Origin of the sequence: Chryseolinea serpens (genome assembly GCF_900129725.1) — a bacterium.
Classification (GTDB): domain Bacteria; phylum Bacteroidota; class Bacteroidia; order Cytophagales; family Cyclobacteriaceae; genus Chryseolinea; species Chryseolinea serpens.
This window is the reverse complement of sequence record NZ_FQWQ01000005.1, coordinates 41,613-56,673: the sequence shown is the minus strand read 5'-3', so window position 1 is coordinate 56,673 and position 15,061 is coordinate 41,613. Positions and strand designations below refer to the sequence as shown.

10 protein-coding genes are annotated in these 15,061 nt (G+C 51.4%); 5 read left to right on the top strand and 5 right to left on the bottom strand.

Annotated features, from left to right (window positions below; genetic code table 11):
- Positions 1-23 precede the first annotated feature (23 nt).
- From BUB30_RS28160 to BUB30_RS28150, 3 genes are read left to right on the top strand one after another with little or no spacing between them, the layout of a single operon-like run.
- Positions 24-554, top strand: coding sequence for a 3-hydroxyanthranilate 3,4-dioxygenase (locus BUB30_RS28160; RefSeq protein ID WP_073141383.1), 531 nt, complete (start codon positions 24-26; stop codon positions 552-554).
- The gene (gene kynU, locus BUB30_RS28155) at positions 554-1,822 is read left to right on the top strand and encodes a kynureninase (protein WP_073141382.1); all 1,269 of its coding nucleotides are present in this window, start codon (positions 554-556) and stop codon (positions 1,820-1,822) included. Before BUB30_RS28160 ends, kynU begins: the two co-directional genes overlap by 1 nt.
- On the top strand, positions 1,819-3,159 hold the full coding sequence (locus BUB30_RS28150) for an FAD-dependent oxidoreductase (protein ID WP_073141380.1): 1,341 nt from the start codon (positions 1,819-1,821) through the stop codon (positions 3,157-3,159). Before kynU ends, BUB30_RS28150 begins: the two co-directional genes overlap by 4 nt.
- Here the strand turns inward: BUB30_RS28150 and BUB30_RS28145 are convergent.
- The 3 genes from BUB30_RS28145 to BUB30_RS28135 form a co-directional block, all read right to left on the bottom strand.
- Positions 3,104-4,585, bottom strand: a complete 1,482-nt coding sequence (locus tag BUB30_RS28145) for an MltF family protein (RefSeq protein ID WP_073141378.1) — start codon at positions 4,583-4,585, stop codon at positions 3,104-3,106. The two genes, BUB30_RS28150 and BUB30_RS28145, sit on opposite strands and share 56 nt — an antisense overlap.
- Positions 4,586-4,675: 90 nt before the next feature.
- The gene (locus tag BUB30_RS28140) at positions 4,676-5,491 is read right to left on the bottom strand and encodes a glycerophosphodiester phosphodiesterase family protein (protein WP_178377221.1); all 816 of its coding nucleotides are present in this window, start codon (positions 5,489-5,491) and stop codon (positions 4,676-4,678) included.
- 69 nt (positions 5,492-5,560) lie between these two features.
- A complete protein-coding gene (locus BUB30_RS28135; protein ID WP_073141374.1) occupies positions 5,561-8,929 on the bottom strand; it encodes a TonB-dependent receptor in 3,369 nt (1,122 codons plus the stop codon).
- 204 nt (positions 8,930-9,133) lie between these two features.
- On the opposite strand from BUB30_RS28135, the gene BUB30_RS28130 reads away from it, so the two are divergent.
- On the top strand, positions 9,134-11,704 hold the full coding sequence (locus BUB30_RS28130) for a M14 family metallopeptidase (RefSeq protein ID WP_073141372.1): 2,571 nt from the start codon (positions 9,134-9,136) through the stop codon (positions 11,702-11,704).
- 41 nt (positions 11,705-11,745) lie between these two features.
- Entirely contained in the window at positions 11,746-12,573 is an 828-nt protein-coding gene (locus BUB30_RS28125) for an endonuclease/exonuclease/phosphatase family protein (protein WP_073141370.1), read from the top strand.
- 95 nt (positions 12,574-12,668) lie between these two features.
- On the opposite strand, the gene BUB30_RS28120 is transcribed toward BUB30_RS28125, so the two are convergent.
- Positions 12,669-13,181 (bottom strand): hypothetical protein, encoded by a 513-nt coding sequence (locus BUB30_RS28120; protein ID WP_073141368.1) that lies wholly within the window; start codon positions 13,179-13,181, stop codon positions 12,669-12,671.
- 137 nt (positions 13,182-13,318) lie between these two features.
- A complete protein-coding gene (locus BUB30_RS28115; RefSeq protein WP_073141366.1) occupies positions 13,319-14,710 on the bottom strand; it encodes an alanine/glycine:cation symporter family protein in 1,392 nt (463 codons plus the stop codon).
- Positions 14,711-15,061: the final 351 nt, after the last annotated feature.

The following is a 15,061-nucleotide window of genomic DNA, read 5'->3' as shown; positions in this document are numbered from 1 at the left end:
CCTAACTAAACAAACCCGAAGCTATGTCCGTTCGCAGACCGTTCAACCTCAAAGCATGGATCGACTCCAACCGCGACCTGCTGAAGCCACCCGTAGGAAACAAAAATCTGTACGCCGACGCCGGCGACTATATCGTGATGATCGTGGGCGGACCCAATGCCCGCAAAGATTATCACTTCAACGAAACAGAAGAACTGTTCTACCAATTGGAAGGTGATATCAAAGTGACCATCCAGGAAGATGGCAAGGCCGTGGAGATCCCCATCAAAGAAGGCGAGATGTTCTTGCTCCCCTCACGTGTGCCGCACCAACCGGCGCGGCCCGCCGGCAGCATTGGGCTGGTCATTGAAGTGAAACGCGAAGACCCCAACACGCTCGATGGCCTGCAATGGTATTGTGAGAACTGCAACACCCTGCTTCACGAATACCGCTTTCACCTCGACAACATCGAAAAAGATTTTCTTCCCCGCTTCCGCGAATTTTATGCCTCCAAGGATTTGCGTACCTGCAAACGCTGTGGCACCGTGATGGAAGCCGACCCCCGCTTTGTATAATGACTTTCGAAAACACACATCACTTTGCCAAGGCTATGGATCGCCAGGACCCGCTGCGGTCGTTCCGATCCAAGTTCCACATCCCTGTAGTGAACGGGAAGACCGCTTTATATTTTACGGGCAATTCCCTCGGCCTTCAACCCAAGACCACCAAACGATTCTTACTGGAGGAGTTGGAGGACTGGGCCGCATTAGGCGTGGAAGGGCACGTGCACGCGCGTCGTCCCTGGATGTATTATCATAAGCTTACCAAAAAGGCGCTGGCGTCCGTAGTCGGTGCAAAGCCCACGGAAGTGGTGGCCATGAACCAGCTCACGGTGAATTTGCACCTCATGCTGATCTCGTTCTACACGCCCACGCCAAAACGCTACAAGATCATCACCGAGAGCGGCGCGTTTTCGTCCGACCAATACGCATTCGAATCGCAGCTCAAATTCCACGGACTCGATCCCGACAAAGCCCTGGTGGAATTGAAACCGCGCGATGGCGAATACACCTTACGCACAGACGACATTCTAGCCGCCATCGAAACCCATCGCGACGAATTGGCGCTGGTGATCTTCGGTGGTGTGCAATATTATACGGGACAATTTTTTGACATCGCGCGCATCACGCAAGCCGGCAAACACGCCGGGGCCGTGGTGGGCTTTGACCTTGCCCATGCCGTGGGCAACGTTCCTTTGTCTTTACACAAAGACGATGTCGATTTTGCTGTGTGGTGCAGCTATAAATATTTGAACTCCGGACCGGGCGCGATCGCCGGCGCATTCATACACGAGCGACACGCAAAAAATTTCTCCGGCCCACGACTTGCCGGCTGGTGGGGGCAAGTGGAGAAAGAGCGGTTCCAAATGCTGAAAGGCTTTAAGCCGATGGAAGGCATTGATGGCTGGCAACTCTCCAACGTTCCCATCTTTCAAAGCGCTGCGCACCTGGCCGCACTGGAGATCTTTCAAGACGCTGGCATGAAGGCTGTGCGGACAAAAAGTATTTTGCTGACCGGATACCTCGAATTCTTGTTGAAGGAAATGGACGTCAGTGAAAAATATTTCACCCTCCTCACCCCTTCATCCCCCGACGAACGCGGCGCACAACTTTCGTTGCTGATGAAAAAGGATGGTAAAAAAATATTCAAAGCCCTCACAAAAGCCGGTGCGATCGTAGATTGGCGCGAACCCGATGTGATCCGGCTCGCCCCCGCACCGCTATACAACTCGTTTGAAGACGTGTTCCAGTTAGGACTCTTGTTCAAGAAAGCATTGAAGTGAAAAAAGACCAACACATTGCCATCGCCGGTGCAGGCCTTGTGGGCTCGCTGCTGGCCATCTATCTCGCCAAGCGCGGCTATCGCGTGGAAGTTTTTGAACGCCGTCCCGATCTGCGGTCGCAGGTTTTGGATGGAGGACGTTCCATCAATCTCGCCCTGAGCAACCGCGGCATCCGCGCGCTGGAAGAAGTGGGACTGGCCGAACAGCTTCGGGCCACGGCCATCCCCATGCACGGCCGCGCCATGCACAACCTGAAAGGGGAGATCACCAAACAACCCTATGGCAAGGAAGGAGAGTTCATCAATTCCATTTCCCGCAGCGGCCTGAACGCTGTGTTGATGGATCGGGCCGAAGCGCTTGGCGTGCGTTTTCATTTTAACCAACGCGTCGTGCAGGTCAATCTCGACACCACCACTTTAACGCTGCAGCAAAACGACGCCGAAAAAACGTTGACGTTCGATCGCCTTATCGGCGCCGACGGTGCCTTTTCATCCATACGGCTCGCCATGCAGTTTACGGACCGCTTTGATCTCTCGCAAGACTACATCGAACACGGCTATAAAGAGCTGCAGATCCCAGCCGGGGCGGGAGGCACTTTCCCGTTGGAAAAAAATGCGTTGCACATCTGGCCGCGCGAAAGTTTTATGATGATCGCGTTGCCAAATCCCGACGGCAGTTTCACGTGCACATTGTTCTTTCCGTTCGAAGGCGCCACATCGTTTTCGTCTTTAAAAACGGCAGACGAGATCACCACATTTTTTAAAACCACTTTTCCGGATGCGGTGGCGCTCATGCCCGACCTGCTAAAAGATTACCGCGAACACCCCACCGGATCGCTGGTCACCATAAAATGCTTTCCTTGGGTAAAAAACAAAACGCTGGTCATCGGCGATGCTGCCCATGCCATCGTTCCCTTCTACGGGCAGGGTATGAACGCTGGATTTGAAGATTGTCACATCCTAAACCAACTGCTCGATCAATATCACGACAATTGGGAACGCGCGTTGCCTGCCTTTCAATCACAACGAAAGAAGGACACCGACGCCATTGCAAAATTGGCGTTGGACAATTTCATCGAGATGCGCGATCTCGTAGCGGATGCTGATTTTCTTTTGCGAAAAAAGATCGAGGCGCGCCTGCACGAACTCTATCCCACACAATGGATCCCGCAATACTCGATGGTTACTTTCCACGAGAACATTCCCTATAGCCAAGCCTATGCGTTGGGGCAAAAACAAAAACGGATCATGGACGAGGTGATGCAGCGGCCCGACATTGCCACTACCTGGCAGACTTTAGATTTTGAACAGCTTGTTCGTCGAATTCAGGAAGCTTGATGTGGTATTTGTATTGCTCGAAACGGTCCAGCACATCTTTCACATAGTTCACCGGTTCCTCACATTTGCAATAGCCGGCGTTGGCAACGGGGTCGCGATAATATTTCGGTTCCGATTTTTTTAGCAGGAAGTACTCCACGTTGTCATCCCACTTGCTGGGGTCCTTCTGGTATTTGCGACAAAGCTTGCGGGCGTCGATGATGTGGGCGAGGCCGGCGTTGTAGGAAGCCAGCACAAACTTCAGACGCTCGTTGGGGTCGGAGATGCTTTTCATCCAATACTTGTCGAGATATTTCAGGTAGTTCACACCGGCATGAATATTCTGTTGAGGATCGTTCAGGTCCTTGGCACCAAAACGTTTCGCGGTGGCGGGCATCAATTGCATGAGCCCCTTGGCACCGGCCCACGAGACGTTATGCAACGTGAATTTTGATTCCTGATATACTACGGAAGCCAGTAAGCGCCAGTCCCAGCCTAAGCTGGCGGCGCCTTCTTTGATCAGGTCGTCGTAGGGAGAAAGTTTGTTGCCGCCCAGCGAAGAGTAGTCGCTGTTCATGCGCACCAGCGAGGTGCGCGGGCTTTTGAAGTAGCGGTTGTAGATCACCATGAACGTCGATTCCCGCTTGATCTTCACCAGCCATTCGTCGATCACCTTCACCAGCTCCGGCGAATTCAGCCGCACAGCCCAGGCAATTTGCTGGGGTACGCTCAGCACGGTGTTCACATCGATGTTGGGATAGTATGCGGCATTCACGCGGGCCATTGTGTGGTCGGCCAAGGTGTAGTCGATCTCTCCCAAAGCCACCTTGCGGATGAGCGATTCGCTTTCAGCGATGAGGGTATCCTGTTTAATCAGAATATCACCCCCCAACTCTTCCGACAAATTCTTCAACCGCATCTCATAGCTTGTGCCTTGAATGACGTGTACTTCTTTTCCGATGAGATCGGCGGGGTTGCGCAGCATATTTTCTTCCAGGGCATCGGGGGTGAGCTTGCGCCAATTGCTGGGTTTGCGTTGCACGAGCACCTGGTAGGTATTGAAATGCGGGCGCGTGAACGTTACGAGTTTGCGCCGGGCCTTGTTGATGGTGAGCGGAAAGGCAATGATGTCGCCTTCGCCTTTGTTCAGTTGCTGAATAGCGAGTTCTACACCGGACGTCACTTTTATTTTTAACGAAACGTCGAGATGTTTTGCTAAAAGTTGCAACAGCTCATACTCATACCCCATCGGGTGACCCTTGTAAATAAAATAGCTGATGGAATTGTTGTCGACCAGTGCGTTGATGTAGCCCCGTTTTTTGATGGCGGCGAGGTCGACATTGACTTCGGGCTTGGAAAAAAAATCAACTTTCTTCTCCTCATTACAGGAAAAGCAAATCAGCACAAGCAACAAGAAGACGCGGAATATCCGACTGGGCCGACTCATAGAACCTCGAAGATACTGCTTTTTCCAACGGAATAAAAGGAGCTCCCCGAACACTGGTTAGTTGCGATGCAGCGAGCACCGCAAAACCTGCTAAAATGCGCTGGAAACCTCTATCGGGAAGTCTGTAATGAGGATGTCGATGTAATTTTTTTTTACGTAATCCCTGTAAAATTTCACCGGATGCAGGGCGCCGTTGTTCCGTGTGTACTCGCTGACATCCATCATTAAAGGGATGTGCAAGTTTCGAAGTTTCGCCTTCAGCTCCAGTGTAGTTGTGCTGGTGATATAGGCCACGAGATTTTCTGAAGGGATGGAAAGTGCGGCAATAGCCTCCCAATCTTTATCATCTTTCACCAAACAAGAGATGCGAATGTTGTGCGACGCATCGTATACTTTTTTCGTGTTGATGGGATTGAAGGTGAGCACTACACATTTATCCAACAGCGATGCTTCATCGACCTTTTTGACAACCTCTGTCCAAACATCGGCCTTGATGTCCAGCATCATGATGATCTCCGCTTGACGGGCATAGTTCAACATGTCGTCGAACGTAAGCAGATGTTGATCGGTGATGTTGCCCTTGGCGTCTTTCAGAAATAGTGTGCTCAAATAATCATCTGTCAACTCTGCAATTTTACCGGTGCCGGTCGTGGTGCGGTCTACGGTTTCATCGTGCAAGAGATAAAGTTTGCCGCTGGCGCTTTTGCGGATGTCGAGCTCCAGGATCACCGGTGTGATCTTGCTCTGTGTTTCCGTGTGTTTAAAAAGTAGCAACGAGTTTTCGGGAAAAGCGTCATAAAAGCCGCCGCGGTGACCACAAATCCAAAGTCTTTTCGCATCGGTTCTCCATTGCGCCATCGCGGTGAGGCAGGTCAGGGTGATGATGATGGTGCAAACAATTCTCATCAGGCTGATTTTATAAATAAAAAAGGAAGCACCCCTTTTGCGAGGTGCTTCCTTTTTCATGATGACTGATTAATTAAAAATGTAGCGGACTCCCACCTGCATTTGCCACACGTTGTCCAGCGTTGCGCTCTTGATAAAAGAATCTTTTATCAGGACCGGTTCTCCATTAACGGTTTGCGTTGCCATTTTATATACGGGAGTACCGTCAGGATTGATGTGATCTACAGAAATCGGTGATGTCGTTGTTGATTGATAGCCCAAGCCCCATTTGTTGCTCAGCAAGTTGCCGACGTTAAGAATATCAAAACGGAATTGGAGCGTGTTCTTCTTTTCGTTAGCACCAACCTTGATGTAAAAATCCTGGATCAATGTGAAGTCGAACCGGGTCAACCAAGGATATACGGCGGCGTTTCTTTCTGCATACTGACCGCGACGGGTTCTGAGGTATTTGTTTCCGTCGATGTAGACGTCGTAAGCCGCTTGTTGCTCGGCTTCCGAGAACGTCTTGGTGAGGGTATTGCCGTTCGCATCTTTGTAGGTTATGGGAGGGATAGGCGCGAAGGCAAGATCCGTTCCCTTGTTGGCCACAAAGAGAAGGTCGTTCGCTGTCTGACCGTCGCCGTTGAGTTCGCTGCCATAGGTATAAGAAATTTTTCCCGGGTTGCCCGTGGATGAGTTTCCACCGCTGTACGATACCATACCCAAAGAGAAACTGGTCGAACCACCGAACTTGTCTCCATAGTTGATGCGATAGTTGGCAAAGCCCACGATGCGATGACGCAGGTCGTTGTTGGCGTAGGCTGCTCCAATATAGTTCTGACCGCCAACAGAAGGCGTATTGGCTTCTACTGTGCTGCTTACTGACTGCATGTCTTTTGCCTGTCCGTACGTATAGGCCAGCATACCGCCGAATCCTTTTGTCGTAGGTTTCTCAAGTTTAGCCGTTACGGTGTAGGAATAGCCGACTTTGGTGTTCTTCAAAACGAATACGTTCGTCACTTGTGTATTGTAGAAGCGCGCGGGGTTCACAGCAGCACCCGTCAAGCCAGAGGCGGGGAAACGGTCGCGGTTATCGGGACCTGCAAAGGTGCGATCCGGACCTTTCAAGTTAGCGTCGATGTAACGCAGGCCTTGGAGTTGTTTGTTATAGATGTATTCCAAGGTTCCGATCAGGCCCCAGGGCAGTTTTTGATCGACGGCCACGTCGGTCTTCCAGATCATCGGATATTTCAGGTTCGGATCAGTTGCGTTCACCACATAGGCCGGCAGCTTTCTGATATTGGTGTTCTCAGGAATAAAACCGGACGGGTCTGTTCTGAATGGAAAAGCCGTTGTGCCCTGCACGTTAATCACGGCGGTGTTCACACCGTTGTTACCCAATTGGTTCGACACCAAAACCTGCGGAATGCGGGATACGAAGATACCCGTACCGCCACGGATTTGCGTCGTCTTGTCTCCTTTTACATCGAAGTTGAATCCTATGCGGGGCGACAGCAACAGGCGTGTTTTGGGAAACGCCCCGGTGTTTACCTTGTAGTCGTTGCCGTGCTCATCTTTGAACGTAAGGCTGTCCACAACCGGATTGAAGAAGTCTGCAGCGGTGCCTTTGTTATAGCTGAACACATCACCGCGTACGCCGCCCGTGATCTTCAGATTCTGCGTGGCCTGCCATTCATCCTGGAGGTAGAAAGAGTATGTAGACACCTTCAACACTTGCAAGGGCTCTACGCCACCGGGCAAGAGGGAATAGCGCAGGTTGTAGCGAGCTACTGTAACCGGCGACACGGGATTTGTGGGATCGGCTATAAAAGCATCCGCAGCCGCTTTGAAGTCGGCGATGGAGTTATAAACATAAACGCCGTTGGAAGACGGGAAGAATACGTTGTTGGACTTATAGAATTCGTAAGCCAGACCCAGCGTCAGCGTGTGTTTGCCGGCGAAGTAGGTCAGGTTGTCCGTGATGTTTAGTGTGGAATAATTCAGTTTGTTGGACGGGGTGAAAGGATCGAAACCTACCGAAGTGTAAGTGCTTCCATTGGGTGCGTTCAGGATGTCGATGGTGGGGAACATGGACGTCTTGTAGCGACGGTCTTCAATTTGTTTGTTGAAGGTAGCGATAAGGTTGTTGGCAAACTTGCTGGCGAACGTAGAGTTCAATTCAGCCGCGAAAGAACGGGTGTTGTCTTTAATAATGTAGCCGGTGTTTTCGGGCGAAATAGCCAACGCAGAGTTGGTACGGAAGCCGTTACCCGCCGTGTTGGAGCTGTTACTGTTGCTGATGACCTGGCCGGATTCTGAATCGTGATGCGAGTAGCGCACAGACAGTTTATGGTGATTGTTGATGTTGTAGTCCAACCGCAAAAGTCCTTTCGTGCTTTTTATCTCGTTGTTGAAGTTATCGATCGCGCCGAGGTTAAAACCGAATTTGTCTTGCATGTACGTTTTGAGATCATCCATGTCGGACTGTGTTACACGCGACACGTTACCGGTAGCGCCGGGTTTGGCGGTCACCCAATCCAAAGCAGGCGTGCTGCTTTTGAATTGTTCCATGTTGGCAAAGAAGAACAGTTTGTTTTTGATGATGGGTCCACCGATGCGGAATCCCACGGTGCTTTCTTTCAAGCTTACGGGAGGCAACTTATTGCCGTCGGCCTTCTTCCCGGTCATGTCTTTCTTGCTGTTGCGGAAGAGGTAGTACACTGATCCGGAGATGTCGTTTGTACCGGAGCGCGTTACGGCGTTGATGCCCGCGCCGGCAAAACCGGATTGACGTACATCGAAAGGTGCAACGTTCAACTGTACTTCGTCAAGGGCGTCCAGCGATACGGCGGTTGTGCCGGTGCGGCCGCCGGCCTGTGCCGAGTTGCCCAAACCGAAACCGTTGTTGAAAACCGATCCGTCGATCGTAAAGTTGTTGAAGCGGCTGTCCTGGCCGGCAAAAGAGCGGCCGTTACCGTAGGCGTTGTATTTCACGATGTCGTTCACGTTACGACCGATGGTCGGCACGCTGTTCAGGTTCTCACGGTTGAACGATGCTGCAGCACCGGTGCGGTCGGAGCTGAAGATGTCGTTGCGTCCGGCCGACACCACTACTTCTTCGAGTTGTGTGCTTTCGTCAACGAGCTTCACGTTCACATCGGCCGATGTACCCAGGTTGAGGTAAATGTTGTCGACGCTTTGTTCTTTGTATCCCACGAAGGTGAACTTCACAGTGTAGGGACCGCCCACACGCATACCCGGCAAGGTATAGCGGCCGTCGGTCAGCGTGGTGGTTCCATAGGAAGTTCCGGAAGGTGTGTGCACGGCTACTACCGTCGCACCGGGTAGGGCTTCTCCATTGCCATCGGTCACCAGACCGGCAATAGAAGAAGTCGTCACCTGAGCCCATGCGCCCAGGGAACCGAGCAGCAAGGCCATTAACAGTAAAGATTTTCTCATACGTTTGATTAAGATTAGAATTAGTTAGAGCGAGACAAAAGTACCCGAATGGGCACACTTAACCTTTAAAGCACTTTTAATTCTTTCCACAAAATGTTTACAATCATTTAACACGGGCTCATATTCCACTCATAAAATTTAAGCTAATTATTTGATAAAGAATATTTTATTTGCCCGCCGGATTCATTAAACCTAAACCTCATTATGCTGAAATCTTTCGTCCTGACGATTTTTCTTACATCGATTGCGATACTTGCCAGCAGTCAACCCGACCTGTCTTACTACCTCCCGGAAGGGGCAACCTATGACCCGGCAATCCCCACCCCCAAGGCCATCATTGGACATGAAGTCGGTGAATGGCATGTGACCCACGACCGGCTTGTCAATTATATGTATGCCCTCGACAAAGCCTCCGACCGCGTCAGCCTGGAGGTGACGGGCTACACGTACGAAGGCCGGCCGCTGCTGCTGCTCACCATCACCTCGCCCAAGAATCACGAAAAACTGGAGGCCATCCGAACACAGCACCTCCAATTGACGGACCCCGCCAAGTCGGCCTCGCTCGACACCAAGAGCATGCCCATCGTTTTTTATATCGGCTTCAGCATCCACGGCAACGAAGCCAGTGGTGTGAATGCCGGTCTGCTGGCGGCCTATCATTTTGCCGCCGCCCAAGGCAAGGAGATCGAAAGCTATCTCGAGAATACCATCATCCTGTTCGACCCCAGCTACAACCCCGATGGCATGCAACGCTTTAGCAGCTGGGTGAACTCACGCAAAAGCCAGGTGACCTCCACCGACCCCTCGGACACCGAACACAACGAAGCGTGGCCCGGCGGACGATTCAACCACTATTGGTTTGACCTGAACCGCGACTGGCTGGTGGCGCAACACCCCGAATCGCAAGCCCGCGTGAAAAGCTTCCAGCGATGGAAACCCAACGTGCTCACCGACCACCACGAGATGGGCACCAATGCCACATTCTTTTTTCAACCCGGCGTTCCTTCGCGCGTCCACCCCCTGACACCCGATAAGAATTTTGAACTCACCAAGCGCATCGGCGAGTTTCACGCCAAGGCACTGGACCAGATCGGTTCGTTCTATTATACACAAGAAGGTTACGATGACTTTTATTATGGCAAAGGCTCGACCTTCCCCGACGTGCAGGGTGCCATTGGAATTCTTTTTGAACAAGCCAGTTCGCGCGGGCATGCGCAAGAAAGCATCAACGGCGTGCTCACCTTTCCTTTCACGGTGCGCAATCAATTCACCACGGCGCTCAGCTCCCTGAAAGCCGTGAACACCATGCGCGAAGACCTGCTCAACTATCAACGCCAATTTTTTAAAGACGCTGTCGCCGACGCAGGCAAAGACCCGGTGAAAGCTTATTTGTTTGGCGCTCCCAAAGATCCTGTGCGCGCGTTCTACCTGGCGGAGATCATCGCCCGGCAAAATGTCGACATCTACAAAGCATCGGGCACCCAGACGATCAATGGCAAAAATTATGAAGCGGCCTCCAGTTATGTCGTGCCTTTGAACCAGTCGCAATACAAACTCATCAAGGGCATGTTTGAAAAACGGACGCAATTCAAAGACAGTTTGTTTTATGACATCTCCAGCTGGACGTTGCCGCTGGCTTTTGGATTGGATTATGAAGAGTTGAAAACCGTGCCGGCGTTGGGTGAAAAAATTACGCAGCCCAAGCTCCCTGCCGGAAAACGCATCGGCGGCAAAAGCGAATACGCCTATGTGTTTGAATCGAACGGCTATTACGCACCCCGCGCGATCTATCGCATCCTCAACCACGGTCTGCGATTGAAGGTGGCCAGCAATGCTTTCTACCATAGCGACGGACGGAAGTTTGAAGCCGGCGCATTGTTGCTGGAAGTGGGCAGCCAGGAGAAGAGCGCTGACCAGATCGAATACATCGTCAACGAGATCGTAGAGAAAGATGGCATCGATGTGTACGCTTTCAATAGCGGGTTGGACTATCGTGGTGTGAGCCTGGGTAGCGGTTCGTTTCTTCCGATCAAGAAACCCGTCATTGCCATGTTGGTAGGCGACGGCATCAGCGCGACCGATGCAGGCGAGGTGTGGCATATGTTGGACACGCGCTTTCAGATCCCGGTGACACTCATTCCCGTGAACGTCTTCGACAAGGCTTCGCTGAGTAAATACAACACCATCATACTGCCGCCCACCATTTCGACTCCCTCCATCAGCGAAGCCACCAAAGAGCGGCTGAAGACCTGGACGCAAAACGGTGGTGTGATCATTGGCATGGAAAACGCCGTGACCTGGCTCACCAACATGGGGCTTGGCCGGTTCGACATGAAGAAGGAGGAAGAAAAGAAAGATGCGCCGCCCGTGAAGGCGCGCCCCTATGGTGACATCGACGAATACACCGGGGCCCAGGAAACCAGCGGTGCTATCTTCGAGGCCACGGTAGATCTCACCCATCCCCTGTTGTATGGCTACACCAATCCGCGCATGGCTATTTTCAAGTCAAACAATTTGTTTATGGAAAAGGCTAAGAATGCGTACGGCAATCCGGTGGTGTTCACGGCGTCGCCGTTGTTGAGTGGTTATATTTCGAAACCGAATTATGCGAAGTTGAAAGAGAGTGCCATGGCGGGCGTTACTGCCATGGGACAGGGGCGAGTGATCGGGTTTACGGATAACTTGTGTTTTCGTGCATTTTGGTTGGGGTCGAATAAGATGATGATGAATGCGATTTATTACGGACCTTTGATTAGCAATACGTCGTCGCGATAATGCAATTTTGCACACGGGATTCGATATTATAACTCAGACTTATGAAAAGAATATCTTTTGTTTTATTTCTGATGTCAGCTGTCATGGTTCAAGCACAATCGTATAAAGTTATGACCTACAACATCCGGCTCGACACGCCGGTGGACAGTGTGAACCAATGGCCCAAGCGGACGGGCAAAGTGTATGCGCTGATAAAAAAATATGACCCCGACATGTTGGGTGTGCAGGAGGCTATACATCATCAATTGATGGGCATCGTCGATAATCTTAAGGAGTATGGTTATGTCGGCGTAGGACGCGACGATGGGAAGACGAAGGGTGAATATTCGGCCTTGCTCTACAAGAAAGACAAGTTCGAGGTGATCGACCAGAACACGTTCTGGCTTTCGGAAACACCCGACGTTCCGGGAAGCAAAAGCTGGGATGCGGCCATCACGCGTGTGGCGAGCTGGGCCATCCTCAAAGACAAAAAGACCAAAGCCGAGTTTCTCGTCATCAACACGCACTTCGACCACATGGGCCAGGAGGCGCGGAAGAACAGTGCGGCCTTGTTAAAACAAAAAGCGGTGACGCTCAACAAAAAGAAACTCCCTGTCATCATCACCGGCGACTTCAACTGCACCCGCGATGAAGCGCCCTACAGCGAAATGATGAACCCCAAAGGCCTTAGCGTCCTCGACGCCGCACCCAAAGAACCCCCCGGAACATTCTGCGGATTCAAAGTCGGGGCGATGACCTGCAGGGCTATTGATTACATTTTCTATTCACAGCCGTGGAAGGCGTCGGGCTATACGGTGATCGAGGACAATGATGGAACGTATTATCCTTCGGATCATCTTCCGGTGATTGTGACGTTGAAGTTGAAATGATATATAAATAAAATCTGGGTGGGGCTTTCTAAGAAGGATGGAACATCCAATGAAAGCTCCACTCAAGATTTATTCACTTGATCAAGTTGATCTCATTATCCATGAGCATTGATTAACAACAACCGTTTCTTTAACTCTTCAACAGCCAGCTGCTTTTCTCGCACTCGACCTGCCCGAATGCCATCTACTAAGCAAAGCAATTCGTACAATTTGTGATCATTTTGCACAGCCTTGGGAACATTCTCATACAGTGGAGCGATGGCCTGACCTCTTGACCTGCCTTTAGCCGATGGCCACACGTAGTCATGATCCGCTTGAATCATGGTATTGAGCGGGGGAGCAGAGTGTGCTGTGGGTGTGCCACGCACAATAGGACCGGGCAGGGCTGGAAATACATATGCAATACCAAATTGCAAAAATTCCAATAGTGCCTGTCTGTGTACTTTCTTCCCGGTGTCATCTAGTAAAGCCGCATATCTGGAGCGGGCCAATGATTTACTGATCTCCGACTGGCTCAAATGCAGGGCTTCAGCAAGGTGTTTCTGTTGCCATGGTTTTTCACCATAGCTCACAATCTTGAGCAATACAGCTACGTCTTGCGGGCTCATAGCGGATACTGACTGTTTCACAAAAACTTCTTTTTCAGATTCCCACTTGGAAATTTTATACTTTACACAAAGACTATCAAATAGTTAAAAGCAAATATTCCGTATTGGAATATGGAATATTTCACCCTAAAGCCTTTTCATCTCAACTTCGAAAAATACCTCCTCGCCTCCCTCATCACCGCCGGCGCTAAAATAAATGCAGACGTCATCGTAGGGATCGCCATCAAGGCAAAGGCAATATCGATCAGGTTCAACACCACTTCCAGCGATACGACCGAGCCCAGCACGATCGTAAAAATGTAAACATAATCGTACCACCGGCTTTTATTTTCGCCGACCATGAAAGCCAGGGCTTTTCTTCCGTAGTAGCTGTAGGCGAACATCGCGCTGATCGCAAACACGGAAGCGCAAATGAGCAACACTACGTCGCCGCCATAGGGCATGGCTTTTCGATAGGCAATAGACGTGAGCGTGATGCCGCTGGCGCCGGCGGTTTGCCAAACGCCGGTGGTGAGAATGGCCATGGCCGTGAGCGTGCAGGAGATGATGGTGTCGATCACGGGGCTCAGCATGGAGAGCAGTCCTTCGCGAACGGGTTCCACGCTTTTGGAAGCTCCCATCGCCATGGGCGCGGTGCCGATGCCGGCTTCATTGCTGAAGGTGGCGCGACGCACGCCGAGCATGATCATGCCGCCAAGCAAGCCGCCTAGAAAGGGGTCGCCGTGAAAATGGTCGGCGGCAAAGGCGTCGGTGAAGATCAATCCAAAATAATGGGGCACTTCTTTCCAGTTCACGCTGAGGATGATCACCACCGAAATGAAATGCAACACGATCATCCAGGGCACCAGGTTGCCCGCCCACGTGCCGATGCGTTGAATGCCTCCGATGATCACCACCGCGACCAGCGCCGCAGCGGCAATGCCCAGGATCAGTTTCTGCAGGCTGATGGTGACCACGCCCATCGACACAAAAGATTCCTCCACGCCCACCAGCGGCAGACCAATATCCACCAAGGCTTGTGTGAGCTGGTTGGCCGAGAAGATGGGCAACGCACCCAGCATGCAACACACGCAAAACAGGAAAGCCAATGGCATGTATTTTTTTGGCAGGGCCTCGCGGATAACGTACATGGGTCCGCCTTGCAACTCGCCGTTGGAATCTTTGCCGCGATAGAGACTCGCCAACGTGCTGGTAAAAAAGTTTGTCGACATGCCCACCACCGATGTCGCCCACATCCAAAACAGTGCACCGGGTCCACCCAACGCAATGGCCGCCGCCACTCCCGACAAATTACCCATCCCCACCGTTGACGCCAGGGCCGTACACAGCGCTTTGTAGGCGCTGATCTGTCCGGGTCCGTTTTCATTCCCGTCTTTTCCCGCCAGCAGTCTGAGGGCGTGAAGAAAATAACTGTATTGAATAAACCGCGAATAAAACAAAAAGAACAATCCGCCGCCGATGATCAGGAAAAGCACGGGCCACCAGATGTAGCCGGCGGCAGTGGATAGCAGGGTGTTGAGGGGTTGCAAAGTTTTGTTTTTTTTACTTCTGAAATGAATAAAACAAAATTGCACTTATTCCTAACGGTTTTGCCAGGAATAATAACCTTTTTTGAGTTGGAGGTGCTTGGACTTCAAGTCTCTTGCTATGGGGAAAAGAACTGCGTGAAAGACATCGCATCATTCTGGAGGGTTGGCCCGAAGGTGTCAGGGCTAAAGCCCTTTTGAGGTTTTATGTGAGCACCCCAGCCTGAAGGCTGGGGTTATTGTTAAGCCAGCCTTATTGGAAAATCGGGTTTGCAGAAGGTGCCCTCTAGCCATAACGTCAGGGCTAAAGCCCTTTTGGGGATTTGTGCCGGTACCCTGGCCTAAAGGCCAGGG

Excerpts from the sequence above, each read along its gene's own strand:
- BUB30_RS28160 (WP_073141383.1), top strand. The coding sequence starts at position 24 with ATGTCCGTTCGCAGACCGTTCAACCTCAAAGCATGGATCGACTCCAAC.
- kynU (WP_073141382.1), top strand. The coding sequence starts at position 554 with ATGACTTTCGAAAACACACATCACTTTGCCAAGGCTATGGATCGCCAG.
- BUB30_RS28145 (WP_073141378.1), bottom strand. The coding sequence starts at position 4,585 with ATGAGTCGGCCCAGTCGGATATTCCGCGTCTTCTTGTTGCTTGTGCTG.
- BUB30_RS28140 (WP_178377221.1), bottom strand. The coding sequence starts at position 5,491 with ATGAGAATTGTTTGCACCATCATCATCACCCTGACCTGCCTCACCGCG.
- BUB30_RS28135 (WP_073141374.1), bottom strand. The coding sequence starts at position 8,929 with ATGAGAAAATCTTTACTGTTAATGGCCTTGCTGCTCGGTTCCCTGGGC.
- BUB30_RS28130 (WP_073141372.1), top strand. The coding sequence starts at position 9,134 with ATGCTGAAATCTTTCGTCCTGACGATTTTTCTTACATCGATTGCGATA.
- BUB30_RS28125 (WP_073141370.1), top strand. The coding sequence starts at position 11,746 with ATGAAAAGAATATCTTTTGTTTTATTTCTGATGTCAGCTGTCATGGTT.
- BUB30_RS28120 (WP_073141368.1), bottom strand. The coding sequence starts at position 13,181 with ATGAGCCCGCAAGACGTAGCTGTATTGCTCAAGATTGTGAGCTATGGT.